The 22,484-nt window shown below is 63.3% G+C and carries 21 protein-coding genes and 1 tRNA gene; 8 read left to right on the top strand and 14 right to left on the bottom strand.

Features of this window, described 5'->3' with window-relative positions:
• On the top strand, positions 1 to 261 hold a 261-nt coding region (locus HMPREF2734_RS12140), incomplete at its 5' end, for a hypothetical protein (protein WP_210384717.1).
• A 376-nt stretch (positions 262 to 637) separates the two neighbouring features.
• Here HMPREF2734_RS12140 and purM read toward each other — a convergent pair.
• The 3 genes from purM to HMPREF2734_RS01995 are packed head-to-tail and all read right to left on the bottom strand — an operon-like array spanning position 638 to position 3,612.
• Positions 638 to 1,705: a phosphoribosylformylglycinamidine cyclo-ligase gene (purM, locus tag HMPREF2734_RS02005; RefSeq protein WP_070483391.1), complete on the bottom strand. Its 1,068-nt coding sequence runs from the start codon at positions 1,703 to 1,705 to the stop codon at positions 638 to 640.
• Positions 1,705 to 3,219, bottom strand: a complete 1,515-nt coding sequence (gene purF, locus HMPREF2734_RS02000; RefSeq protein ID WP_070422524.1) for an amidophosphoribosyltransferase — start codon at positions 3,217 to 3,219, stop codon at positions 1,705 to 1,707. The genes purM and purF overlap by 1 nt, the downstream gene beginning before the upstream one ends.
• A 15-nt stretch (positions 3,220 to 3,234) precedes the next feature.
• Positions 3,235 to 3,612, bottom strand: coding sequence for a sterol carrier family protein (locus HMPREF2734_RS01995; protein ID WP_070422523.1), 378 nt, complete (start codon positions 3,610 to 3,612; stop codon positions 3,235 to 3,237).
• Positions 3,613 to 3,636: 24 nt separating this feature from the next.
• Here HMPREF2734_RS01995 and HMPREF2734_RS01990 point away from each other — a divergent pair, with 24 nt between their 5' ends.
• On the top strand, positions 3,637 to 4,647 hold the full coding sequence (locus HMPREF2734_RS01990; protein ID WP_070422522.1) for an acyl-CoA thioesterase: 1,011 nt from the start codon (positions 3,637 to 3,639) through the stop codon (positions 4,645 to 4,647).
• Here HMPREF2734_RS01990 and purL read toward each other — a convergent pair.
• From purL to purS, 3 genes are read right to left on the bottom strand one after another with little or no spacing between them, the layout of a single operon-like run.
• On the bottom strand, positions 4,644 to 6,920 hold the full coding sequence (gene purL, locus HMPREF2734_RS01985; RefSeq protein WP_070568797.1) for a phosphoribosylformylglycinamidine synthase subunit PurL: 2,277 nt from the start codon (positions 6,918 to 6,920) through the stop codon (positions 4,644 to 4,646). The two genes, HMPREF2734_RS01990 and purL, sit on opposite strands and share 4 nt — an antisense overlap.
• A gap of 6 nt (positions 6,921 to 6,926) precedes the next feature.
• Entirely contained in the window at positions 6,927 to 7,601 is a 675-nt protein-coding gene (gene purQ, locus HMPREF2734_RS01980; RefSeq protein ID WP_070450214.1) for a phosphoribosylformylglycinamidine synthase subunit PurQ, read from the bottom strand.
• Positions 7,598 to 7,828, bottom strand: coding sequence for a phosphoribosylformylglycinamidine synthase subunit PurS (gene purS / locus HMPREF2734_RS01975; protein WP_070422519.1), 231 nt, complete (start codon positions 7,826 to 7,828; stop codon positions 7,598 to 7,600). Before purS ends, purQ begins: the two co-directional genes overlap by 4 nt.
• 109 nt (positions 7,829 to 7,937) lie before the next feature.
• Here purS and HMPREF2734_RS01970 point away from each other — a divergent pair, with 109 nt between their 5' ends.
• Genes HMPREF2734_RS01970 through HMPREF2734_RS01955 form a run of 4 tightly spaced genes read left to right on the top strand, consistent with a single transcriptional unit; the run spans position 7,938 to position 12,761 of the window.
• On the top strand, positions 7,938 to 10,340 hold the full coding sequence (locus HMPREF2734_RS01970) for an ExeM/NucH family extracellular endonuclease (RefSeq protein WP_083308028.1): 2,403 nt from the start codon (positions 7,938 to 7,940) through the stop codon (positions 10,338 to 10,340).
• Between the two features lie 16 nt (positions 10,341 to 10,356).
• Positions 10,357 to 11,256 (top strand): metal ABC transporter solute-binding protein, Zn/Mn family, encoded by a 900-nt coding sequence (locus tag HMPREF2734_RS01965; RefSeq protein ID WP_083308027.1) that lies wholly within the window; start codon positions 10,357 to 10,359, stop codon positions 11,254 to 11,256.
• A gap of 15 nt (positions 11,257 to 11,271) precedes the next feature.
• Positions 11,272 to 11,943: a metal ABC transporter ATP-binding protein gene (locus HMPREF2734_RS01960; protein WP_070568790.1), complete on the top strand. Its 672-nt coding sequence runs from the start codon at positions 11,272 to 11,274 to the stop codon at positions 11,941 to 11,943.
• Positions 11,940 to 12,761 (top strand): metal ABC transporter permease, encoded by an 822-nt coding sequence (locus tag HMPREF2734_RS01955; protein ID WP_070568787.1) that lies wholly within the window; start codon positions 11,940 to 11,942, stop codon positions 12,759 to 12,761. The genes HMPREF2734_RS01960 and HMPREF2734_RS01955 overlap by 4 nt, the downstream gene beginning before the upstream one ends.
• Here the strand turns inward: HMPREF2734_RS01955 and HMPREF2734_RS01950 are convergent.
• Genes HMPREF2734_RS01950 through HMPREF2734_RS01940 form a run of 3 tightly spaced genes read right to left on the bottom strand, consistent with a single transcriptional unit; the run spans position 12,743 to position 16,430 of the window.
• Positions 12,743 to 13,417, bottom strand: a complete 675-nt coding sequence (locus HMPREF2734_RS01950; RefSeq protein ID WP_070568785.1) for a DUF2334 domain-containing protein — start codon at positions 13,415 to 13,417, stop codon at positions 12,743 to 12,745. The genes HMPREF2734_RS01955 and HMPREF2734_RS01950 overlap by 19 nt on opposite strands.
• Before the next feature lie 8 nt (positions 13,418 to 13,425).
• A complete protein-coding gene (locus tag HMPREF2734_RS01945) occupies positions 13,426 to 15,522 on the bottom strand; it encodes a S9 family peptidase (protein ID WP_070568782.1) in 2,097 nt (698 codons plus the stop codon).
• Between the two features lie 11 nt (positions 15,523 to 15,533).
• Complete coding sequence (locus tag HMPREF2734_RS01940) at positions 15,534 to 16,430, bottom strand: phosphoribosylaminoimidazolesuccinocarboxamide synthase (RefSeq protein ID WP_070568779.1); 897 nt, start codon at positions 16,428 to 16,430, stop codon at positions 15,534 to 15,536.
• 19 nt (positions 16,431 to 16,449) lie between these two features.
• On the opposite strand from HMPREF2734_RS01940, the gene HMPREF2734_RS01935 reads away from it, so the two are divergent.
• On the top strand, positions 16,450 to 16,977 hold the full coding sequence (locus tag HMPREF2734_RS01935; RefSeq protein WP_070568777.1) for a hypothetical protein: 528 nt from the start codon (positions 16,450 to 16,452) through the stop codon (positions 16,975 to 16,977).
• Here HMPREF2734_RS01935 and purB read toward each other — a convergent pair.
• Positions 16,974 to 18,398, bottom strand: a complete 1,425-nt coding sequence (gene purB / locus HMPREF2734_RS01930; protein WP_256375541.1) for an adenylosuccinate lyase — start codon at positions 18,396 to 18,398, stop codon at positions 16,974 to 16,976. The genes HMPREF2734_RS01935 and purB overlap by 4 nt on opposite strands.
• A 5-nt stretch (positions 18,399 to 18,403) precedes the next feature.
• On the bottom strand, positions 18,404 to 19,654 hold the full coding sequence (purD, locus tag HMPREF2734_RS01925) for a phosphoribosylamine--glycine ligase (RefSeq protein ID WP_070568771.1): 1,251 nt from the start codon (positions 19,652 to 19,654) through the stop codon (positions 18,404 to 18,406).
• A 31-nt stretch (positions 19,655 to 19,685) separates the two neighbouring features.
• On the opposite strand from purD, the gene HMPREF2734_RS01920 reads away from it, so the two are divergent.
• Complete coding sequence (locus tag HMPREF2734_RS01920; RefSeq protein ID WP_070422510.1) at positions 19,686 to 20,102, top strand: HIT family protein; 417 nt, start codon at positions 19,686 to 19,688, stop codon at positions 20,100 to 20,102.
• On the opposite strand, the gene HMPREF2734_RS01915 is transcribed toward HMPREF2734_RS01920, so the two are convergent.
• From HMPREF2734_RS01915 to HMPREF2734_RS01905, 3 genes are all read right to left on the bottom strand, one after another.
• The gene (locus HMPREF2734_RS01915) at positions 20,080 to 21,474 is read right to left on the bottom strand and encodes a sensor histidine kinase (protein ID WP_070568768.1); all 1,395 of its coding nucleotides are present in this window, start codon (positions 21,472 to 21,474) and stop codon (positions 20,080 to 20,082) included. The two genes, HMPREF2734_RS01920 and HMPREF2734_RS01915, sit on opposite strands and share 23 nt — an antisense overlap.
• Before the next feature lie 15 nt (positions 21,475 to 21,489).
• Positions 21,490 to 22,194, bottom strand: a complete 705-nt coding sequence (locus HMPREF2734_RS01910; protein ID WP_070422508.1) for a response regulator transcription factor — start codon at positions 22,192 to 22,194, stop codon at positions 21,490 to 21,492.
• 165 nt (positions 22,195 to 22,359) lie between these two features.
• Positions 22,360 to 22,432, bottom strand: a tRNA-Thr gene (locus tag HMPREF2734_RS01905).
• Between the last annotated feature and the right edge of the window lie 52 nt (positions 22,433 to 22,484).

Raw genomic sequence — 22,484 nt, 5'->3', positions numbered from 1 at the left:
GGATTGTTCAACGCTTTCACCCTGGTTAACGTCTGGATTGTTCACCAATCCAACCCACATTCCAGACCGAGGCGAAGGGTTGTTGAACGATCTGATTTGCCTTGGGTGCACTTCGTTGAACAATCTTTATGCATGCATAGTATGCGCTTTAAGGGTGTTTTCAGCCAACACCCGCCCTGCCAGATCGCGACCTGGGGAAATGCCGGAACAGCACTTCAAAACGACCCGGAAATGGTCGGAAGGATTGTTCAACGACTGTGAAAACGGCTCGAAATGGGTGTGACGTGCGGATTGTTCAGCAATCTGCACCACCTGCTTACCCCCGCAAATTACCCCCGTTTTAGGAGCAGGCACGCAACAACAGCGCTCAAGACACGAAAACAGGGTGTTTCACGCCCGTCTGCGCCGCCACAACGACCATCGTCTAGCTCCCCGAAACGCCAACCAGACGATCAGCTCCATAGTGACAATGACCCTCAACACCACCTGGGGGTTTGGAGCCGTCGAAACGAGACCGTCTAGCAACATCACGAGACCAGCTAGACGACCAGCAAAAGACACCGCCCCCAAAAGCAGAAACGGGCTGATACGAGAACGAATCCTCGTATCAGCCCGAAAACAGGCCTAGCGATCGCGTTTAGTACTGCGGGTGGGAGCCTGTCAGCACGGCGCGTTTCTCGTCGCCTTCGCTGGTGGCGCGGACCTCGCCGAGCACCCACGCATCCACGTGACGGGCGGCCAGGATGGCCAGGGCGCGATCGCGGTCTTCCTCGGCAACGACGGCAGTCATGCCGACGCCCATGTTGAAGGTCTTCTCCATCTCCTCGTCCGGGACCTGGCCGACGGACTTGATGGTGCGGAAGATCGGACCTGGGGTCCAGGTGTTGCGGTGCATCTCTGCGACAAGGCCCTCAGGAATGATGCGTTCCATGTTGCCTGCCAGGCCACCGCCGGTGACGTGGCAGAACGTGCGGACCTCGCACTCGGCGGCCAGTTCTAGGCAGTCGAGTGCGTAGATGCGGGTTGGCTCGAGAAGTTCCTCGCCAAGCGTGCGGCCCAGCTCTTCCATCTCGGCGTCCAGGGGCAGGCCGGCGCGCTCGAGAAGCACGTGGCGGGCCAGGGAGTAGCCGTTGGAGTGCAGGCCAGACGATGCCATACCGATGATGATGTCGCCCTCGCGGACCTTTTCAGGACCAAGCAGTTCCGAGGCCTCAACGACACCGACGGCGGTGGCGGAAACGTCGTAGTCGTCCGGCTCCATCACGCCGGGGTGTTCAGCGGTCTCGCCGCCGAGCAGAGCACAGCCAGCCTGGACGCATCCCTCGGCGATGCCGCCGACGATTTCGGCGACCTTCTCCGGCACGACCTTGCCAATAGCGATGTAGTCCTGCAGGAACAGCGGCTCGGCACCACAGACGACAAGATCGTCTACGCACATTGCGACGAGGTCGATACCGATGGTGTCGTGCTTGTCCATCGCCTGCGCAATGGCCAGCTTGGTGCCCACGCCGTCAGAGCCTGCTGCCAGCAGTGGCTCCTTGTACTTGCCCAGCGCGAACAGGCCGGCAAAGCCGCCGAGGCTGCCACGAACCTCAGGACGGGTGGCGCGCTTGGCGTGCGGGGCGAACAGTTCGACGGCCTTATCGCCGGCCTCGATGGATACGCCGGCGGCCTCGTAGGAAACTGGGGTCTGCTCAGTGGTCATTAGGCTTCAGCACCTTTCTGGATGCGTCGGACAAGGTCGGCGTTGGGGTTACCGTCGGGCAGCCCCAGGGGGTATTTGCCTGTAAAGCAGGCGGCACAAAGGTTGTCTTCGTGTTGGTTCGTGGAGGCGATCATGTCGTCGATAGGCACGAACGCGAGCGAGTCCGCCCCGATCATGGTGCGGATCGACTCCGCGATCGCCTCATCGGAATCAGTACGGCCGTGGTTGGCGATGAGTTCGCCGGGGCTTGCGAAATCGATGCCGTAGAAGCACGGCCACTTCACCGGCGGCGACGCGATACGCACGTGCACCTCGGCGGCGCCGGCTTCGCGCAGCATGCGGATGAGTTTGCGCTGGGTGTTGCCGCGCACGATGGAGTCGTCGACAACGATGAGCTTTTTGCCCTCGATGACCTCGCGCACCGGGTTCAGCTTCAGGCGCAGGCCCAGCTGACGCAGGGTGTCCGACGGCTGAATGAAGGTGCGGCCGACATAGGCGTTCTTCATCAGGCCCTGCTTGAACGGGATGCCGGACTCTTCCGCGTAGCCGATGGCGGCGGGGGTGCCGGATTCGGGCACCGGCATTACCAGGTCGCCGTCCACCGGGGTGACGCGGGCGAGACGGCGGCCGATCTCGATGCGCGACAGGTTGACGGTCTGGCCGTCGATGATGGAGTCGGGGCGGGCGACGTAGACGTACTCGAACACGCAGTGCGCCTTCGGGGTCTCGGCGAAGCGTTCGGAGTGGACGCCCGCGTTATCAATCGCCACAAGCTCGCCCGGCTCGATATCGCGCACGAACGAGGCGCCGACGATGTCCAACGCACACGTCTCGGAGGCGATCACCCAACCGCCGTCGAGGCGGCCCAGCGACAGCGGGCGCACGCCGTGCGGGTCGCGCGCGGCGTAGAGGGTCTGGCCGTCGGTGACCATGAAGCAGAATGCGCCTTCGACGCGTGGGAGGAGTTCCCGTGCGGCGTCGAGAAGCGTCTTGTCCTCAGTAACCAGATCCGCCAGCAACGCAGACACCACAGCGGTGTCTGAGGACGAGCCCTGTCCGTCCACGCCCGACGCCGGGATGAGCTTGCGCTCGATCGCTTCTTCTTCGAGTTCCTTGAAGTTCACCAGGTTGCCGTTGTGCGCCAACGCAATGTCGGTGCCATTGGGCGAGGTGCGGAACATCGGCTGGACGTTTTCCCAGGAGTTCCCGCCAGCTGTGGAGTAGCGGGTGTGGCCGATCGCCACATCGCCCTGCAACGCCTCCAGGACAGGTTCGTCAAAGACCTGGCTGACCAGGCCGGTGTCTTTAAACACCACGACGTTGTCCTTGTCGCCTACGGCAATGCCGGCGCCTTCCTGGCCGCGGTGCTGCAGCGCGAACAAGCCGAAGTAGGTCAGCTTGGACACGTCCTCGCCCGGTGCCCAGACACCGAACACGCCACATTCGTCGCGTGGTTCGTCGTTGTTCTCGAAGTTGGTCTTCCCCGTGGGGCTCTTCGTATGCACGACAAACACTGTATCCGAGGAATGTCAGCGGAGGGCAATTACTGGAAGACCCGCCGCGATCTCGCCTGCACGCGATCCGGAGGCGTCCACGTTGCCCTGCGCGAGTTCTTCCTCGAATGTGGTTAAACCGGTGGCCAGTCGCATCCAGGTGCGGGGATCCATCTCCACCACGTTTGGCGGCGTGCCGCGGGTGTGGCGTGGGCCTTCGACGCATTGCACGGCCACAAATGGGGGCACGCGCAGTTCCACGGAGTGGCCGGGGAGTTCTTCGGCGAGGGTGCGCGCGGTTCGTCGACAAGCATTTGCAATCTCGCTTCTCGACGACTCCTCATCCCCCTCGATCCATGCTTTGACCGCATCGACGGCCTGGCGTGTCAGTATCGGGTCCTGCTTTTGCACCATGTGGACCCATATTAAGGTGTCGGCATGTCCAAAACCCATGTAGTTGCTACCGAACGCTCCCCTCGCGTCACCCTGCGGTTTATGGCCTCCCCCACCGATGTGCTCCACTACGGCGCACAGGGTGTCTCCGGTGGTCGCGTGCTGGAGTGGATCGATAAGGCCGCCTACGCTTGCGCCGCCCAGTGGTCCGCCACCTACTGTGTGACCGCGTATGTGGGCCACATTCACTTCACCCGCCCGATCCCTTCGGGCCACATTGTGGAGGTGCGCTCGCGCATCGCCATGACGGGCCGTTCCTCGATGCACATTGTCAACGAGGTGCTTTCCGCCGACCCGCGCGAGGGCGTGTTCACCCGCGCCTGCGACTGCCTGGTCATTTTCGTGGCAAAGGATCCGGACACTGGCAAGTCCATGCCTGTGCCGACATTCGTTCCGACCAACGCCGAGGAGCGCCGCGTGGCCGAAGCAGCAAAGTCGCGCATCGACCTGCGCAAGGCCATTGAGGCGGAGATGGAGTCGCAGACATACACCGACGACTCCACGGCGCAGCGCATCGTGCACCGCTTCATGGCGAAACCAACCGATGTGAACTGGGGCGGCAACGTCCACGGTGGCACCGCCATGGAATGGATCGATGAGGCCGGCACGGCCTGCACCATGGAGTGGTCTGGCGAGCGCACCGTCGCCGTCTACGCGGGTGGTATTCGCTTCTACCACCCGGTGCACATCGGCGACCTGATTGAGGTGGATGCGCGCATCACCCGTACGGATGCGCGTTCCATTCACACCTCAGTGCACCTGCGCGCGGGCGACCCGCGTGGTGGCCGCGACAACTTGAAGGATGCGATCCACGCGACGTTTACCTACATCGGCATGGATATCGACGGCACCCCGCTGCCGGCACGCAAGTTCACGCCGGTAACGGATGAGGACAAGCGCCTCTGGGATCACACGCAGACGCTGAAAGACCTGCGCGCACAATATGAGCCGGTGCCCATTGTGGAACAGGCACCGGCTATGCAGCGGACGGACTAGACGGCCGCGTTCGGCGCGGTTGCGGCTGCGAAGTGCGACGGCATGGTCGCAGCCCATGCATCGGCAAGCTCCTGCACGGAGATTTCTTCGCCGGCGACGCGCAGGACACCGTCCTGAGCCGTGTCGCCAAGCACTGCGACCGGGATGCCGGCTGCGGTAGCACGCTCGACCGCTGCTTCTGCGCGGTCACGAGAGACTGCTACGAGCACGCGGGATGCGGACTCGGAGAACAGCGCGGTAAACGCGTCCTCGTGGACGCCTTCGAGGTTCAACTCAGCGCCCTTGTCGGAGCCGAGCAGCATCTCGAACACAGCCTGGGACAGGCCGCCCTCGGACAGGTCGTGTGCTGCTGCTACACCGGCTGCGTTGCCGCCGAGGAACTGCGCAAGGCGTTCCTCGTTAGCAAGGTCCACCTGCGGCGGAAGGCCCGACAGGCCAGCGCCGGAGATGTCCTGCCACACGGAACCGCCGAACTCGTCCTTGGTTTCGCCGAGCAGGACCAGGGTGTAGTCCTCCTCATCTGCGGGCAGGGCGTGCGGGATTGCCTGGGCAACGTCCTCGATGACACCGAGCACACCAACAACCGGGGTCGGCAGGATCGGGGTCTCGCCGGTCTGGTTGTAGAAGGAGACGTTGCCGCCGGAGACCGGGATTTCCAGTTCGGCGGAGCCGTCTGCCAGGCCGTGGACTGCTTCGCGGAACTGCCACATCACGTCCGGGTTTTCCGGGGAGCCGAAGTTCAGGCAGTTGGTTACCGCAAACGGGGTGGCGCCGGTGACGGCGACGTTGCGGTAGGCCTCTGCCAGCGCCAGGCGTGCGCCCATATTCGGGTCCAGGTAGGTGTAGCGCCCCGACGCGTCGGCGGAGACGGCAACGCCGCGGTTGGTCTCTTCGTTGATGCGCAGCACACCGGAGTTGGCGTACTTGGCCTGCACGGTGTTGCCGCGCACGTAGCGGTCGTACTGCTCGGTGATGAAGTCGCGCGAGCACAGCGCCGGGGAGGCGACCATCTTCAGCCAGGTGTCCTTGATGGTTGCCTGCTTATCGACGACACCACCGCCCTGCACCTCATCCAGCCACGCCGGACGTGCGTACGGGCGTTCGTAGACCGGGCCCTCGTCAATCGTTGACGGCGGCGCGTCCACCACGAGTTCACCGTTGTGGAATACCTGCAGGCGGTCCTTGTCGGAGGTGACCTCGCCGATGACGGAGGCCAGCACGTCCCACTTGGCGCAGATTTCCATGAACTTATCCACGTCCTCCGGAGCCACCACGGCGCACATGCGCTCCTGGGATTCGGAGGCGAGGATCTCTGCGGCGGACATGTTCTCAGCGCGCAGCGGCACGTTGTCCAGGTTGACGGTCATGCCGCCGTCGCCGGATGCAGCCAGCTCGGAGGTGGCACACGACAGGCCACCGCCGCCGAGGTCCTGAATGCCTTCGACCACACCTGCGGCGTAGAGCTCGAGGCAGCACTCGATGAGCACCTTCTCCGCGAACGGGTCGCCCACCTGGACGGCCGGGAGCTTGCGCTCTTCGCCCTCTTCGAAGGTGGCGGAGCCCAGCACGGACACGCCGCCGATGCCGTCGAGACCGGTGCGGGAGCCAAACAGGATGACCTTGTTGCCGGTGCCGGATGCGAACGCGAGGTGGAGGTCTTCCACCTTGAGGGTGCCCACGCACAGTGCGTTGACCAGTGGGTTGCCGGCGTATGCGGCGTCGAAGACGGTCTCGCCGCCGATGTTCGGCAGGCCCAGGCAGTTGCCGTATCCGCCGATGCCGTGGACCACGCCCGGAAGGACGCGCTTGGTGTCCTCGGCGTCGATCGGGCCGAAGCGGAGCTGGTCCATCACGGCGATCGGGCGGGCACCCATGGCCATGATGTCGCGGACGATGCCGCCGATGCCGGTGGCAGCACCCTGGTACGGCTCGACGAAGGAGGGGTGGTTGTGGCTTTCCACACGGAAAGTCACGGCGTCGCCGTCTCCGATGTCTACCACGCCAGCGTTCTCACCGATACCGGCGAGGATCTTCTTTTCCATCTCCTCGGTCATGGTCTGACCGAAGTAACGCAGGTGCGTCTTGGAGGACTTGTAGGAGCAGTGCTCCGACCACATCACGGAGTAGAGCGTGAGCTCCGCGTCCGTTGGGCGGCGGCCGAGGATTGCCTTGATCTTCGCGTATTCGTCATCCTGCAACCCGAGTTCCGCGTACGGCTGCTCAAGGTCAGGGGTGTCGACGGCGTTTTCAACAGTGTCGTTGTGCACAGTCATGGTCTTTTACGCTCCGATCTTCGAAATCGCGTCGATGGCGGAAGTGAACAGGCCCAACCCGTCGGTGGACGGCCCGGTGAGCGTCTCAATCGCATGCTCCGGGTGCGGCATGAGCCCCACAACGCGGCCGGTTTCGTTAGTCACGCCGGCGATTGCGTTGATGGAGCCGTTGAAGTTGTCGGTGTAGCGGAAGACCACGCGGCCTTCCTTCTCCAGCGCCTCGATGGTTTCCGGGGACGCCTGGAAGCGGCCTTCGCCGTGCTTGGCGGGCACGTAGATGCGCTCGCCCAACTGGCTGGTCCATGCGGTGTCGGTGTTGGCTACCTCGAGGTAGGTGTCCACGCAGTGGAAGTTCAGGCCCTGGTTGCGGGTCAGCGCGCCAGGCAGCAGTCCGGCTTCGGTGAGGATCTGGAAGCCGTTGCAGATGCCAAGGACCGGCATGCCCTTCTTCGCGGCCTCCACAACAGCGCCCATCATCGGGGCCTGCGCGGCGATCGCGCCGGAGCGCAGGTAGTCGCCGTAGGAGAAGCCACCCGGGACGACAACGGCGTCGACGCCAGTCAGGTCGTTGTCGGCGTGCCAGAGTTGCTTCGGCTCGGCACCGGCGAGGCGGACGGCGCGCAGCGCGTCAACGTCGTCGAGGGTGCCGGGAAAAGTAATGACTCCGATAGTTGCGCTCATCGCACAACCTCGAAGTCTTCAATCACAGTGTTAGTCAGCAGGGTTTCCGCCATGCGCTGCAGTTCGGCGTCGGTGACGGAGTCGTCCACCTCGATCTCGAATCGCTTGCCTTGGCGGACGTCGCTCACCCCCTCGACACCGATGCGGCCCAGTGCGCGCAGCACCGCCTGACCCTGGGGGTCAAGAATTTCGGCCTTGGGCATGACATTGACGACGACTCGTGCCATGAGAATCCTTCACATTTCGGGAGGTTGATCGACCTTTGCGGTACGGCAGCGAGTATATCGGACGGACAGACGCGTCCAGCAATATCGGATGACCGGCTACGTTAAGGGAATGTTTCGGGCTCGTCTGCTGTGGTTGGTTCTGGTGTCGTCGTTAAGCATCGCGCTTGCGCCACACGCTGAGGCGGTGGTGATCAACGAGGTCTACGGTGGCGGCAGCAACGCGCAGGCGCTACTGAACGCGGACTTTGTGGAACTGTTCAACCCCACCGGTCAGGACGTTTCAATCGACGGCTGGGAGCTGGAGCAGTTTTCCGCCAAGGGCAACTCCGGCACGGTGGTTGAGTTGTTCGGGGTGGTGCCGGCGGGTGGGTATTACCTGATCAGCGGGGTTTCCGGCGAGACGGGAGCCGATCTGCCGGCGCCGGACCGTGAGGCCGCGTTTAACTTTTCTGCCACGAGTGCGGTTGCGGTGCTGCGCAACGCGGACGGCGAGGTAGACCGTGTGGCTTGGGGTGATACGCCACCCGATCTCGCGGAGGGCACACCCGCCGAGAAGACGACGAACCAACTGTCCATCCAGCGCGTCACCGATGGCGCGGATACTGACAACAACGCCGCCGATTTCCGTGCGGGTGCCCCCACTCCGCGCAATTCCGGCATCGCACAGGCAGACCCGCGTGTGCTGACCATCGCGGAGATCCAGGGCACCGGCGCGACCACACCATATGAGTCATCGACCGTGATCACCACCGGCGTGGTCACGGCGGTCTACGACGAGGGCGGTAAGCGCGGCTTCTTCATGCAGTCGGGCGGATCCGGCCAGCCGAAACAACCCGGTGACGCCTCGGACGGCATTTTCGTGTTCGTGGGCAAGCAGGGCCACTACCCCGCCCACGGCGATTCAGTGCGGGTGGAAGGCACGGCGAAGGAGTTCTACGGCCAGACCCAGATTTCGGCGAGCAGCATCTCGCGTCTCAGCGACGCCCTGCCCGCCCCAACGCCCATCCCCCTCGATGCCCTCCCGGCGGGCGACGCCGCCCGCGAGCCCTACGAGGGCATGCTGGTCAGGCCCGGCGCCTACACCGTGACCGGCAATGACAACCTCAGCCAGTACGGCACCGTGGGTCTGGCACCGGGCGCCGAGCCGCATTTTTGGCCCACGGAAAAGATCCGCCCCGACGCCCACCAGGTAGCGCGGATGAGCGCGCAGCAGGCGGCGGAGTTCGTCAACCTCGACGACGGACGCACCCGCAACTACGCCAAAGAACCCAACATGCCACTGCCGTACATTTCCCCCACGAGGTCCATCCGCACATTCGACACCGTGGCCTTCCAACAAGATGTGGTGGTGGGCTACAACAACGGGGATTGGACGTTCCAGCCGTTGCGCCCAATCACCGGTCAAACCCGCGCCGAAGATCTGCCGATCACCTGGGACGATTCCCGCGCAGGCATCATCGATGCGCCAACGAAGGTACGCGGGGACTTGTCCATCGGGTTTTTCAACGTGATGAACTACTTCACCCACTTCCCCGACATCGACCCGGAGCACGGCTGCACCAACTGCCACCTATTCCGCGGCGCGCACAACGCCGAGGCATTCGCGTTCCAAGAAGCGAAACTGGTCGCGGCGATCAACCAGCTCGATACCGCGATCCTCGGCCTGTCGGAGGTGGAGAACACCGCCCGCACCACAGGTGATGTCGCCCGGCGCGACGAGACGTTGCAGCACTTGGTCGATGCGCTCAATGCTGCGGCGGGGGAGGATCGGTGGGCGGTGGTGTCGTCGCCAAGCGAGCTTGGCACTCGCGAAGACGCGATCCGCGTGGCGTTTATTTACCAGCCGGCGAAGGTGCGTCCGGTTGGGCAGTCGCGCATTTTCGATGACTCCACGTTCACCGGCATCGCCCGCCAGCCGCTCGCCCAGGAGTTCGCGCCTGCCGCCGGCGGTGACCACATTGTTGCGGTGGTGAACCACTTCAAGTCCAAGGGCACAGTCTCGCGTAATGACGACGCCACCGCCGACGGCCAAGGCAACAACGCCCGACTCCGCGCAGACATGTCGCGGACGCTGCTGGAACACCTCGACATGCAAGACGACTGGCGCGACCTGCCCACGTTCCTCATTGGCGACTTCAACGCCTACTCCCAAGAAGACGCGATCGCCGTGCTCAACGACGCCGGCTACGCCACGATCCCGCAGGAACGCCCGTCGTATCAGTACGACAACAAGGTAGGCTCACTCGACCACGTGCTGGCCAACGATGCCGCGATGGACCTCGTGAAAGATTCCCTGGTGTGGGCGATCAACAGCGACGAACCGCTCATCGACGAGCCCGGGACCCCATTCCGGTCCTCCGATCACAATCCGGTGAAGGTGGGTTTCGACGCCACCAGCTCACAGTCGTTGTCGTACCTCCGCGCCGGGTGGATTGTGGGCGCGGTGTTGTTGATGGCACTGCTCGCAGCACTGGTTCTTCGTCCGAAACAGATTGAAAACAGTTTCCAATAGTGATTGAATACCGCGTATGCACAATCGTTTTCAGGCCAAGACCCTTGCCACGCTGGCTGCACTCACTCTTGCAGGCACCGCGCTGACCGCATGCTCTACGGAGTCCGAAGACGCGGCCGAAGGTTCCGGCATCATCGCCACCACCGGGGTGTGGGCAGATGTTGCCGCCGCCGTGACCGGGGAGGACGTGGATGCGATCATCACCGGCGACGCTGTAGACCCGCACCACTTCGAGCCGTCCGCCAAGGACCTGTCTCGTATCAAGGAGGCGGCGACGGTCGTCGCTAATGGTGGCGCCTACGACGCGGCCTTGTACACCGTCGCGGAGCAGGACCGCATCGTGCACGCCATCCCGCTGCTCGACCACGCAGAGCACGAGCACGCCCACAGCGATCACCTGCCGGAGTCCCTCGACGAGTTGGAGCACGCCTGGTTCGCACCGTCAAAGGTCCGCGAGGTAGCCGATGCGGTGGCGCAGCGTACCGGTGGGGATGCTGGGGTCGTCGATACGCGAATTGCTGCAATCGAGGAGAAGCTCGCTTCCGTGCCGCACGTGCACATCGGCATGACCGAGCCGATCGCCGCCGGGCTTGTATGGGGCACTGAACTGCACGACATCACCCCGGAGGAGTACGTCAAGGCCAGCCTGAACCACCAGGAGCCGTCTGCGGCTGCGGTGTCGGCGTTTTTGAACCAGATCAAACAGGGCGACATTGACATGCTTTTCGTCAACCCACAGAGCACCAACAGCGCCACCGAACGGTTGGCCGCTGTCGCGCAGATGAAAAATGTCCCCATTGTTGAGATTCGGGAAACTTCCCCGGCAGGCGAGAACTTCCTCGACTACTTTGAGAAGATCGTGGACCAAATCGTGGAGATCGCCAACAACGCCGAGCCGAGCTTCCACCACCATTAGTCAGGACATACACATTTGATTGCTGAGCTACGCGGCGCCGCCGTCGACCCGTTGTGGTCGGGCCTCGACCTGACCATTGAACGCAGCGAATTCATCGCGGTGCTCGGCCCCAATGGGGTGGGCAAATCCACCCTGTTAGGCACGTTCATGGGAACCCGCCGCCTCACGCACGGCTCGGCGGAAGTGCACGGCCGCATCGGGTTTATCCCGCAGCAACACATGTTCCCCAAAGACCTCCCCGTTCGCGGGCGTGACCTGGTCAAACTTGCAATGGGGAAACGTACAAAACCAGAAGACGTCGAGGCGCAGCTTGCCTCCGTCGGCGCGCAATCGTTCGCCGACCGCCGCGTCGGCATCCTCTCCGGTGGGCAGCAACAGCTCATCCGCCAAGCACAAGCCTTCGCACAGGATCCGGAGCTTGTGCTTGCCGACGAACCCCTGCTCTCCCTCGACCCCGCCCGCGCACGCGATACTGTTGAGCGTTTAGCAGGGCACCCAGCTGCCGTAGTGTGCGTGACGCACTCCATCAACCCGGTGCTCGACGTGGTGGACCGAGTGCTCTACATCGGACCTGAGGGCCACGTCATCGGGCCCGTGGCCGAGGTGATGCGCTCGGAGGTGCTTAGCGAGCTCTACGGCACACGAGTAGACGTTGTGGAAGTAGACGGACGGATGGTGGTCCTGTGAGCACGTTTATCGCCGATACCTCGTACCTGCTTGGCCAGGACTTCGTCCAGACCACGCTCATCGCGTGTGCGTTTCTGGGCATCCTGTCAGGCGTGATGGCGCCACTGATCGTGCTGCGCCAGATGTCGTTTTCGGTCCACGCCACCTCTGAGCTAGCGCTCATGGGCGCGTCCGCCGCGCTGTTGTTCGGCCTCAACGTCGGATTCGGCGCGGTCGCGGGTGCGATCGTGGCGGCGCTGGTACTCGCTGCGCTGGGGCTGAAAGGCCAGCAAGATTCCGCCGTGGGCGTGGCGATGAGTTTCGGCATGGCCCTATCCGTGCTGTTTATCCACCTCTACCCCGGCAACTCCAACCGTGCGCTGGCACTTCTGACCGGCCAGATCGTGGGTGTGTCCGCCCAGAACGTGATGCTGTTGGCGGCAACCACGGTCCTGGTCGCCGTCGCGGTTGTCGTGTTGTGGCGCCCGCTACTGTTCGCCTCCGCGGATCCGGTGATGGCAGCCGCGTGCGGTGTCCCGGTACGCACGATGGCGCTGGTGTTCGCGGTGCTGGTCGGCATTGCCTCCGCACAGTCGGTACAGATCGTCGGCGCACTGCTGGTCATGTCGATGCTGATCACACCCGGCGCGGCCGCCGCCCAAGTCACCGCCAACCCGGTACGAGCGGTATGGCTGTCAATCCTGTTCGCCGAGGTTTCCGCGATCGGCGGCATGGTGCTCTCGCTCGCCCCTGGTGTGCCGGTGAGCGTGTTCGTGGCGTTTATCTCCTTCGGCATCTACCTGCTGTGCCGGGCGATCGCTTACCTGAAGGCGCGGTAGTCGGCAGGTTTTGCGCCAGCCTCGATGGCCGCAGCCGCCGCGGCGAGGAAGTCGCGACGCACCTTCTTCTGCCCCAACTCACGCCCGGACACGGATAGGCGGATCGTGTTGCCTTTCTCCGCGCCGCGCCCGGCGGCCTTGATCACGTTTCGGCGCCACCACTTCGCCGCACCGTAGCCCTCACCCACCGACAGGTTGCGGGCCTGAGCAAACTCGCCACGTGCTAGGCGGTAGATCCCCTTCGTCGACGCCGCGACCACAAACCCGAACTCCCCCATCACCTCAAGCGTGCCCTCGGACATGCGCCAACGCGGCGGGGCAAACATGTCCAGGTCAAAGCCCAGCGCAGCCATCTGACGGGTCGCCCCCTTTAAGCGCAGCCGTGCTTCGTGGGCACCGAGGGTGGCAAACTCACTGCGCCTGCCCTGTACCGCCTGGTCGAACCCGTTGAGCAGCAGCGCGCGATCATCGCGCTGCTCTGCAAGCCAACCCCTGGTGGTGGTGTCTTTGGCCAGGTGCCAGGTGGCGTCGATATGCGGCGCCACAAGCAGCGACACCGGCACGCGTTCCTTATCCAGGTCGCGCACCATGCTTGTCACGTCGTCCAAGGTGGCGTCGAAGATGGACGAGATAGAGACAAGCAGGCTGCCGGGCATAGCCGGGATTATCGCACAGGTTCGTCGACTGCGCCCGACTTCACCAACGTCCACGCGTACTCAAACGCGGTCTGCTTCCACTTCGCGTAGCGGCCCGATACGCCGCCGTGTCCTGCGGACATTTCGGTCTTGAGCAGGATCTCGCCACCGGTGGCTACCTCGCGCAGTTTTGCCACCCACTTCGCGGGCTCCACGTAGAGCACACGGGTGTCGTTCAGGCTGGTAATCGCCAGAATGTCCGGGTAGTTCTGCGCCTTGACGTTCTCGTACGGGGCGTATGTAGCCATGTAGTCGTAGACGGTGACGTCGTGGTACGGGTCGCCCCATTCCTCCCACTCGCCGACGGTCAGCGGCAGTTCGGGTTTCAGGATGGAGGTCAGCGGGTCCACGAACGGCACGATCGCCTGGATGCCGGCGAACTTCTCCGGGGCCATGTTCGCCACCGCGCCCATCAGCAGGCCACCTGCGGAACCGCCTTCGGCGACCATCTGCTCGTGCGTGGTCAGCCCCTCGGCCACTACGGCGTCGGCACACGCGATGAAGTCGGTGAACGTGTTCACCTTGTGCAGCATCTTGCCGTTGTCGTACCAGCCGCGGCCCATCTCACCGCCGCCGCGCACGTGGGCGCACGCCCAGATCATGCCGCGATCCAGCAGCGACAGCCTCGCTACAGAGAAGCCCGGGTCCATCGACGCCTCATACGAGCCGTAGCCGTACAGCAAAAGCGGTGCAGGGCCTGTGACACCCTTGCGACGCACCACGGATACCGGCACCTTCGCGCCATCCTTCGCGGTGGCCCACACGCGGAAGGCCTCGTAGTCGTCGGCGTTGTATCCGCCTTCGACTTCCTGTTCCTTCAGCAGCGTCATCTCACCGGTCGCCACCTCATAATCAACGACCTGCGACGGCTGCGTGTACGAGGAGTACACGATGCGCACCACTGGCGCGTCCCACTCCGGGTTACCGCCGAGGCTCGCGGTGTAGAGCTCCTCAGAGAACTCAAGTTCGGTGAACTCGCCGAAGCCATTGCTTAGCGACGACACCGCCAACCGCGGAATCCCTCCCCGGCGATAGCCCATGAACATGAAGTCGCGGTACGTATCGATGCCCTCGATACGCATCGAATCGGAGTGCTCCACCAGCACATCCACATCCCGCAGCGCTGGCAGCTCACCGACAGGAGTGGTGGCCACGCAGAAGTTCGGCCCGTGGGCGTTGTGGGTGATCACCCACTGCTCTTTACCGTCCACCACGCAGTAGTCCGGGTGGTACTCAATGCCGGACTCGCGCGGCCACAGCACCTCAAACTCACCGGTCGGGTTGTCCAAATCCAGCACTCGGTACTCCGAGGTCAGCGAAGAGGACGTCACAATCATGAGGAACCGCTCGGCGCGGTCCGCCCCCACACCGACGCCGAATTTCTCGTCCGTCTCTTCGTAGATCAGCACGTCGTCTTCGGCCGGGGTGCCCACCTTGTGGCGCCAGACCTGGTGGGGGCGCCAAGCGTCGTCCACACGCACGTAGAACAGGTACTCTTCGCCGGCCCAGGTGGCGCCGTAGAAGATGTTGTCGAGGCAGTCGTCGAGAAGCTCGCCCGTCTCAAGGTTCTTAATGCGCAGCGTGAAGCGCTCGTCGCCTTCAGTGTCGTAGGAGTAGGCCAACAGACGACCGGTCGTGGCCACCGAGGAGGCACCCAGGGAGAAGAACTCGTGGCCTTCTGCCAGTTCGTTGATGTCCAGCAGAACCTGCTCGTCCGCCATGTGGTCGTTGACCTCGGGCGGGGTCCACGGCTCGTCACGCGTCGGCACACGGCAGGAAATGCCGTAGTTTTTGCCCTCAATGGTGCGGCCGTAGTACCACCAGTCGCCCTGGCGCTGCGGCACGGACATGTCCGTTTCCTTGATGCGGGACTTGATCTCGGCGTAGATGTCGTCGACAAGACCCGTCCAAGCGGCAGTCTTCGACTCCGTATAGGCGTTTTCCGCCTCGAGGTAACTGATTACCTCGGGGCTGTCCTTGTCCCGCAGCCACTCGTAGTCGTCGACAAAGTCGCGGCCGTGGAACGATCGTGTAATCGGGTGCTTCGCAGCTTTCGGAGCAGTCATACCCGGAGAGCCTACGCGTGCTCCCCCGGCCACTCAGAGAAGCGTCGGCCACTGAGGCGCTCGTAGGCCTCGATGTAACGGTCGCGGGTGGCCTCCACCACGGATCCGGGCAGTTCAGGCGGCTGCACACCATCGGCTGGGTCCCAACCGGACTTCGAGCTTGTCAGCCAGTTGCGCACGTACTGCTTGTCAAAGCTCGGCTGGACCACGCCCTCTTCGTAGCTGTCGGCTGGCCAGTAGCGGGAAGAATCCGGGGTGAGGACTTCGTCGGCAAGCACGAGCTCACCGTTTTCGTCCAAACCGAACTCAAACTTGGTGTCCGCGAGGATGATGCCCTTGGTCTCCGCGTACTCGGCGGCACGGGTGTAGACATCCAGCGTTGCCGCACGCAGGCGCTCAGCCAGGTCAGAACCAACCTTGTTGGCCACGAACTCGAAGGTGACGTTCTCGTCGTGGTCGCCCTGCTCCGCCTTAGTCGCCGGGGTGAAAATCGGCTCAGGCAACTTCGATGCCTCAGTTAGGCCCTCCGTTAGTTTCACGCCGCACACGCGACCGGTGGCGTCGTATTCCTTCTTGCCAGAGCCGGTGAGGTAACCACGCGCAACGCACTCGAAGGGCACCATGTCGAGCTTCTTGACCACCATGGCGCGACCGAGGACCTCTTCGGGAATGCGCTCGTCGTCAATCGGCCCCGCAAGATGGTTGGGGACATCGCCGAGCAGGTCGAAGAAGAACATCGACGTTGCGGTGAGGATACGCCCCTTGTCCGGAATGGCCGGCTCGAGCGAGAAATCGAACGCCGAAATACGGTCGGATGCCACCATCAGCAGCGTGTTGTCATCGACTTCGTAAATTTCGCGGACCTTGCCGCCGGCGAGATGGGCATAATCAGAAAGCTCTGGACGCATGCGCGTTAGTATATGCCCCGTGATCAAACGCGCGACTGCAGTCCTCCTCCCCCTCGTTTTGGCTGCGTGCGGCACCCCTTCGGAGTTCGCCGGCAACATGCCAGCGTTTGAACCAACCCGCGACGGCACCACATTGTCCTTCGGCGACACCGCCCGCGTGGTCACCGTAGACGTGCGGTTCCACGTCCCCGTGCAGTGGGACATCACCGTCGATGCCCCCAAAACCCGGCGCGCCCCACGCAGCGCCGAGCAAGCAAACATGCTCGTGTGTTTCCCCGTCACGTTCACCCCGGTTGCGGTAGGTGAGTTCCCCGTGGACGTCACCGTCACGCTGCCGAAGCTCACGCCTATCGACGACACCCTCACCGCCAACACCGCCAACCCCGAATACTGCGGCGAAAGCACCCTCACCGGCTACGCCCCGGACCTCACCGGGCCCCAGCACGGCTTCGTCGCCTCCTGGTCCGGCACCGCAGACCGGGGTGTAGTAGGCACCGGCGTCGAGGTCAGCACCCGCGACGCCACTGTGACCTTTACTTCCCCCTAGAGGATCTCGCCCGGGGTGTAGTTCGCAGCCTCCGGGTGCGCATCCACAACCTCTTGCACGCGTGCAAGCACACGATCCACCTGCGCCTCGGCAGCGCCGATGAACGCGTGGCGGTCCTCCAACGCTTCGTCCAGCGCGGCCTTGTCCAGCGGAAGGCGATCGTCGTCAGCCAAGCGCTCCACAAGGTTCTGCTCCGCGCCACGTTCGCGCATGTCCAGGGCCATGGCCACGGCGTTTTCCTTGATCACTTCGTGTGCGGTCTCACGGCCGACGCCGGCGCGCACCGACGCCATGAGGATGCGGGTGGTGGCAAGGAACGGCAGGTAGCGGTCCAGCTCGCGGTTGATCATGGCCGGGAACGCGCCGAACTCGTCGAGCACGGTCAGCATGGTTTCCAGCTGGCCGTCAATGGCGAAGAACGCATCCGGCAGCGCCACGCGACGCACCACGGAGCAGAACACGTCGCCCTCGTTCCACTGCTGGCCAGCAAGGTCGCCAACCATGGTGAGGTAGCCACGCAGGATGACCTGGAAGCCGCCGACGCGCTCACAGGAGCGTGCGTTCATCTTGTGCGGCATCGCCGAGGAACCAACCTGGCCTTCCTTGAAGCCCTCCGTGACCGTCTCGTTGCCAGCCATGAGGCGGATCGTGGTGGCCAGCGACGACGGGCCTGCACCCAACTGCACCAGCGAGGACACCACGTCGAAGTCGAGCGAGCGCGGGTACACCTGACCCACCGAGTCAAAGACGCGGTCGAAGCCGAGACCTTCTGCGATGCCCTGCTCGAGCTGCGCCAGCTTGGCCTCGTCGCCACCCATGAGATCCAGCATGTCCTGCGCGGTACCCATCGGGCCCTTGATGCCGCGAAGTGGGAGCCGATCCAGCAGTTCCTCAATGCGTTCGATGGCCACCAGGATCTCATCGGCAGCAGAGGCGAAACGCTTGCCCAGCGTGGTGGCCTGCGCCGCAACATTGTGGGAGCGTCCAGCCATGACCAGGGACTTGTACTCGCCAGCGCGGTTGCCCACCGCCTTGAGCAACGCGACCGCCTTGTCGCGGGTCAGTTCCAGCGCCTTGCGCACCTGGAGCTGCTCCACATTTTCGGTCAGGTCGCGCGAGGTCATCCCCTTGTGGATCTCCTCGTGGCCCGCCAGCGCATTGAACTCCTCAATGCGTGCTTTCACGTCGTGGCGGGTGATCTTCTCGCGCTGCGCGATCGAGTCCAGGTCGACCTTGTCGATGACCTTCTCGTAGTCCTCGATTGCACCCTCGGCGACCTCGACACCGAGTTCCTTTTGTGCCTTGAGCACTGCGATCCACAGTTGGCGCTCAAGGATGATCTTGTGCTCCGGGGCCCACAGGGTGGCCATCTCCGGGGAGGCGTAACGGTTGCTCAGAACATTGGAATTATTCGGTTTCACGGCATTTATCCTAGGGAAATAGCGCCTTCGATGGCGGGGCGGGCGATGTCTTTGCGGTAGAAGAATCCGGGCAGTTCGATGCCCTCAATGATGCGGTACGCGTTGTCCACGGCCTCCTTGAGCGTTGCGCCATTGCCGACGACACCAAGCACACGGCCACCAGACGCCACATAATTGCCGTCCTCTTCCTTGGTGCCTGCGTGGAGGACCTTCGTCGGGTCATCGAGTGCGTCGCCGGTGATCACGCCGCCCGTCTTTGCGGACTGCGGGTAGCCCTCGGCAGCCAGCACCACCATGGCGGCGAACCCCTCACGCCACTGCAGCGGCTCGATCTCACTCAAGCGACCTTGTGCGACGGCCAGCAGCACCTCCGCCAGCGGGGTCTCCAACAACGACAGCACGGCCTGGGTTTCCGGGTCACCGAAGCGGGCGTTGAACTCCACCACCGCCGGGCCTTCCGGCCCCCACGCGGCACCGATGTAGAGCAGGCCCTGGTACGGAATGCCACGGTTGACCATTTCGGTGGCCACGGGGCGGGCGATGTCGTCGACAAGCACCTGCACTCCGTTCTCCGGCAACCACGGCAGCGGCGCGTACGCACCCATGCCACCGGTGTTCGGGCCTTCGTCATTGTCGTAGGCGCGCTTGTGGTCCTGAGCGGGCAGCAGCGGCACGACCGTTTCGCCGTCGACGAGGCAGAACAGCGACACCTCCGGGCCTTCAAGGAAGGACTCGAACAACACCGGGTTGCCGGCCTCAATGACAGCTTCCGCGTGTGCCTTGGCCTCGGCACGGTCCTCGGTGACCACAACGCCCTTGCCTCCAGCAAGGCCGTCGTCTTTGACCACGTAGCGCGGGCCGTACTCGTCGAGGGCTGCCTCGATGGTGTCGGCGGATTCCACGCGGGTCGCCGTCGCCGTCTTCACACCAGCCGCCGCCATGACCTCCTTGGCAAACGCCTTCGAGCCCTCAAGCTGCGCGGCCGCCTTCGTTGGTCCGAAGACGGGGAAGCCGGCGTCGATCAACGCGTCGGCAGCACCCGCAACCAACGGCACCTCAGGTCCGATGACCACAAGTTCCGCGTCGATCTCACGGGCGAGCGACACAATATCTACTGGGGACGACACGTCGAGCGGACGCACCGTGGCCAGGCGGGACATACCCGCGTTACCCGGCGCGACAGTGAGCTCATTGCCGTGCATTGCATGGAGAAGGGCGTGTTCCCGGCCGCCCGAACCGATGACAAGGATGCGCATGCGATCCAACTTACCGGTAGCGTCGGAGACTATGAGCACTGTATTCAGCAAAATTATTGCAGGCGACATCCCGGGCCGAATTGTGTACCAGGACGACAAGGTCGCAGCCTTCCTCACCATCGAACCGGTCGCGTACGGCCACACGCTGGTCGTTCCCATCGAAGAGATTGACAAGTGGACCGACATCCCGGCGGACCTGTGGGCGCACATGAATGAGGTGGCGCAGAAGGTCGGACGGGTGATCGTCGATAAGTTTGATGCGCAGCGCGCGGGCTACCTCATCGCAGGATTCGAGGTCCCCCACGCCCACATCCACGTCTTCCCCGCCAACGACATGTCCGGCTACTCGCTGGCCAGCGCAATGCGTGCCGACGAAACCGACGCCGCCAAGATGGACGCCGCCGCCGACACCATCCGCGAAGGCATTAAGCAGCTGGAAGCGAAATAGTAAACGTCGAGCCCTCGCCCGGCGCCGTATCGACAACCACGGTGCCGCCGTGGGCCTCGATCAGCGATTTGGTAATCGCCAGCCCCAGACCCGAGCCACCGCCCGAGCTGCGGTTGCGCGACGCATCCGCGCGGTAGAAGCGCTCGAAAATATGCTCGGCGTCCTTCTGTTCCATGCCGCAGCCATTATCCGCAATGTCGAGGACCACACGGTCCAGGTTGTGCCGGATCGTGATGGTCACCTCTGCATCCGGACCCGCGTGCTTAAAGGCGTTAGTGACCAAGTTGACCACTACCTGGCGCAGCCGGCCGGGATCCCCCACCACGACAGGGACGTCTGGGGTGTCCTTGACCACGTCCACCACCCGCTCTGGGTAGGCGGCGTGCATCGAGTCCTTCACCGAAAGCGCAAGCTCGAGCACATCCACCTCCTGCTTCTCCAGGCGGGAACCCTCCGCACGGGTTAGCGCCAGCAGATCCTCGACGAGCAGCTGCATACGCGCGGACTCTTCATCGATCTTGCTCAGCACCATTTGCGGGTCATCCACCATGCCCTTGCGGTACAGCTCGGTGTATCCACGCACGCTGGTGAGCGGTGTACGCAGTTCGTGTGAAGCATCGCCAACGAAGCGGCGCATCTGCTCTTCCTGCGCTTTCGCATTTTCCAGCGATTCTTGCAAGCGGCTCACCATGGTGTTCATGGCAAACGACAGACTGCCCACTTCTGTCTCACGTGGCCAAGCGGGCACTCGCCTGTCGGTATCGCCTCCGGCGATCGCCAGAGCGGTGTTTTCCACAATCTTTAACGGAGCCAACGCACGTGCCACGAAGTAGTTACTTGCAATGCCAATGCCGACGAGCACCAGAGCCCCAACCAGCGCCTCAATCTGTGCCAGGGAGCGCAACATCCGGTACTCCGACTCCAGCGACTTCGCCACATACTGCACGGAACCGTCGGACTGCTCCGTGGCAATGGCACGCCAGCGCTTCACAGTCGTCGTATTTGGGTCGCTGAGATCAGAAGTGATCGTGACCAACTGTCCGAAGTCAGTCGTTTTGATCTGGCTCCAATCTGGCGAGTTGACCTCCCCCGGGCGCGACACCATCACGCCCCGGTCCGGGTACAGCCTGGATTGGGTGAACTCACTCGGCAGGTTCCAAGGGTTGAACTGCCACACCGGCCCCTGGTGCGCCCACGTATCCAAGCCTTCCCGCAGCTGGTCGTCTGCACGGTCCAGCAGCAGGTTGCGCATGAGGAAGTAGATCAGCACGGAACTCAGTGTCGTACCGATCACGGAGATGACCATCACGGTGGTGACAAGTTGCCGCTTCAGTGGCTTCTTTGTCGGCCCCGTAAATAAGGAATACGCCATAACGTTGCGAAAGGCCTACTGGCGTGGGGTGCGCAGTACGTAACCGACACCACGGACCGTGTGGATCAGCGGCACATCGCCCGTGTCTACCTTGCGGCGCAGGTAGGAAATGTAGGACTCGACCACGTTGCCGTCGCCGCCGAAGTCGTAGTGCCACACGTTGTCCAGGATCTTCGCCTTGGACACGACCACCTCAGCGTTGAGCATCAGGTAGCGCAGCAGGTTGAACTCCGTCGGGGAGAGCTCGACGATCTCGCCGGCTTTGGTGACCTCGTGGGTGTCGTCGTTAAGCGTCAAGTCCGCATAACGCAGAGTGGAATCCTGGTTCGAATCGTCCACCACGTTGCCGCGCCGCAGAATCACACGCAGGCGCGTGATCACCTCTTCGAGCGAGAACGGCTTGGTCACGTAATCATCCGCGCCAATAGTCAGGCCGTGGATACGGTCCTCCACGGCATCCTTTGCTGTCAGGAACAGCACCGGACTGTCAAGTCCTTCTGCTCGTAGCTTGCTGAGCAGCTCAAAGCCGTCCATCTCCGGCATCATCACGTCCAGGATGTACGCATCCGGGCGGGAGGTGCGCGCCAGCTCGAGGGCTTCCGCACCAGAGTTGGCGGTCTCCACATCAAAACCCTGGAACTTCAGAGACACCGTCAACAGTTCGACGATGTTCGGCTCGTCATCAACAACCAGCACCTTGAGGTTCTGCGAGTCAGCCATGGTTTGTGTTCTCCTTAATTTTTGCGGCAATCATGCACTTGCCACGATTAAACAACACAACGCTGTACGTCGCCTGTGTACTTGCTGCCCAAGGTTGAGCAAGTCGATCTTTGTTCGCCAAAGAAAATGCCCCCTCGCCGATACGTATCGACGAGGGGACCCACGAGCTGGAGACGAGACTTGAACTCGCAACCTACGCATTACAAGTGCGTTGCGCTACCGATTGCGCCACTCCAGCAACGCGCTAGATCTTACACATAGCCCATGGTCGCGCGAAAACCGCCAAGCCG

This window comes from Corynebacterium sp. HMSC055D05, from assembly GCF_001810365.1.
GTDB lineage: Bacteria > Actinomycetota > Actinomycetes > Mycobacteriales > Mycobacteriaceae > Corynebacterium > Corynebacterium coyleae.
Note: the sequence above shows the minus strand (reverse complement) of the source record. Positions and strands in the feature narration are given on the sequence as shown.

Excerpts from the sequence above, each read along its gene's own strand:
- purL (WP_070568797.1), bottom strand. The coding sequence starts at position 6,920 with ATGACTGTGCACAACGACACTGTTGAAAACGCCGTCGACACCCCTGAC.
- purD (WP_070568771.1), bottom strand. The coding sequence starts at position 19,654 with ATGCGCATCCTTGTCATCGGTTCGGGCGGCCGGGAACACGCCCTTCTC.
- HMPREF2734_RS01950 (WP_070568785.1), bottom strand. The coding sequence starts at position 13,417 with ATGCCCGGCAGCCTGCTTGTCTCTATCTCGTCCATCTTCGACGCCACC.
- HMPREF2734_RS01910 (WP_070422508.1), bottom strand. The coding sequence starts at position 22,194 with ATGGCTGACTCGCAGAACCTCAAGGTGCTGGTTGTTGATGACGAGCCG.
- HMPREF2734_RS01915 (WP_070568768.1), bottom strand. The coding sequence starts at position 21,474 with ATGGCGTATTCCTTATTTACGGGGCCGACAAAGAAGCCACTGAAGCGG.
- HMPREF2734_RS01990 (WP_070422522.1), top strand. The coding sequence starts at position 3,637 with ATGTCCAAAACCCATGTAGTTGCTACCGAACGCTCCCCTCGCGTCACC.
- purM (WP_070483391.1), bottom strand. The coding sequence starts at position 1,705 with ATGACCACTGAGCAGACCCCAGTTTCCTACGAGGCCGCCGGCGTATCC.
- HMPREF2734_RS01945 (WP_070568782.1), bottom strand. The coding sequence starts at position 15,522 with ATGACTGCTCCGAAAGCTGCGAAGCACCCGATTACACGATCGTTCCAC.
- purS (WP_070422519.1), bottom strand. The coding sequence starts at position 7,828 with ATGGCACGAGTCGTCGTCAATGTCATGCCCAAGGCCGAAATTCTTGAC.
- HMPREF2734_RS01995 (WP_070422523.1), bottom strand. The coding sequence starts at position 3,612 with ATGGTGCAAAAGCAGGACCCGATACTGACACGCCAGGCCGTCGATGCG.
- HMPREF2734_RS01965 (WP_083308027.1), top strand. The coding sequence starts at position 10,357 with ATGCACAATCGTTTTCAGGCCAAGACCCTTGCCACGCTGGCTGCACTC.
- HMPREF2734_RS01970 (WP_083308028.1), top strand. The coding sequence starts at position 7,938 with ATGTTTCGGGCTCGTCTGCTGTGGTTGGTTCTGGTGTCGTCGTTAAGC.
- HMPREF2734_RS01940 (WP_070568779.1), bottom strand. The coding sequence starts at position 16,430 with ATGCGTCCAGAGCTTTCTGATTATGCCCATCTCGCCGGCGGCAAGGTC.
- purQ (WP_070450214.1), bottom strand. The coding sequence starts at position 7,601 with ATGAGCGCAACTATCGGAGTCATTACTTTTCCCGGCACCCTCGACGAC.
- HMPREF2734_RS01920 (WP_070422510.1), top strand. The coding sequence starts at position 19,686 with ATGAGCACTGTATTCAGCAAAATTATTGCAGGCGACATCCCGGGCCGA.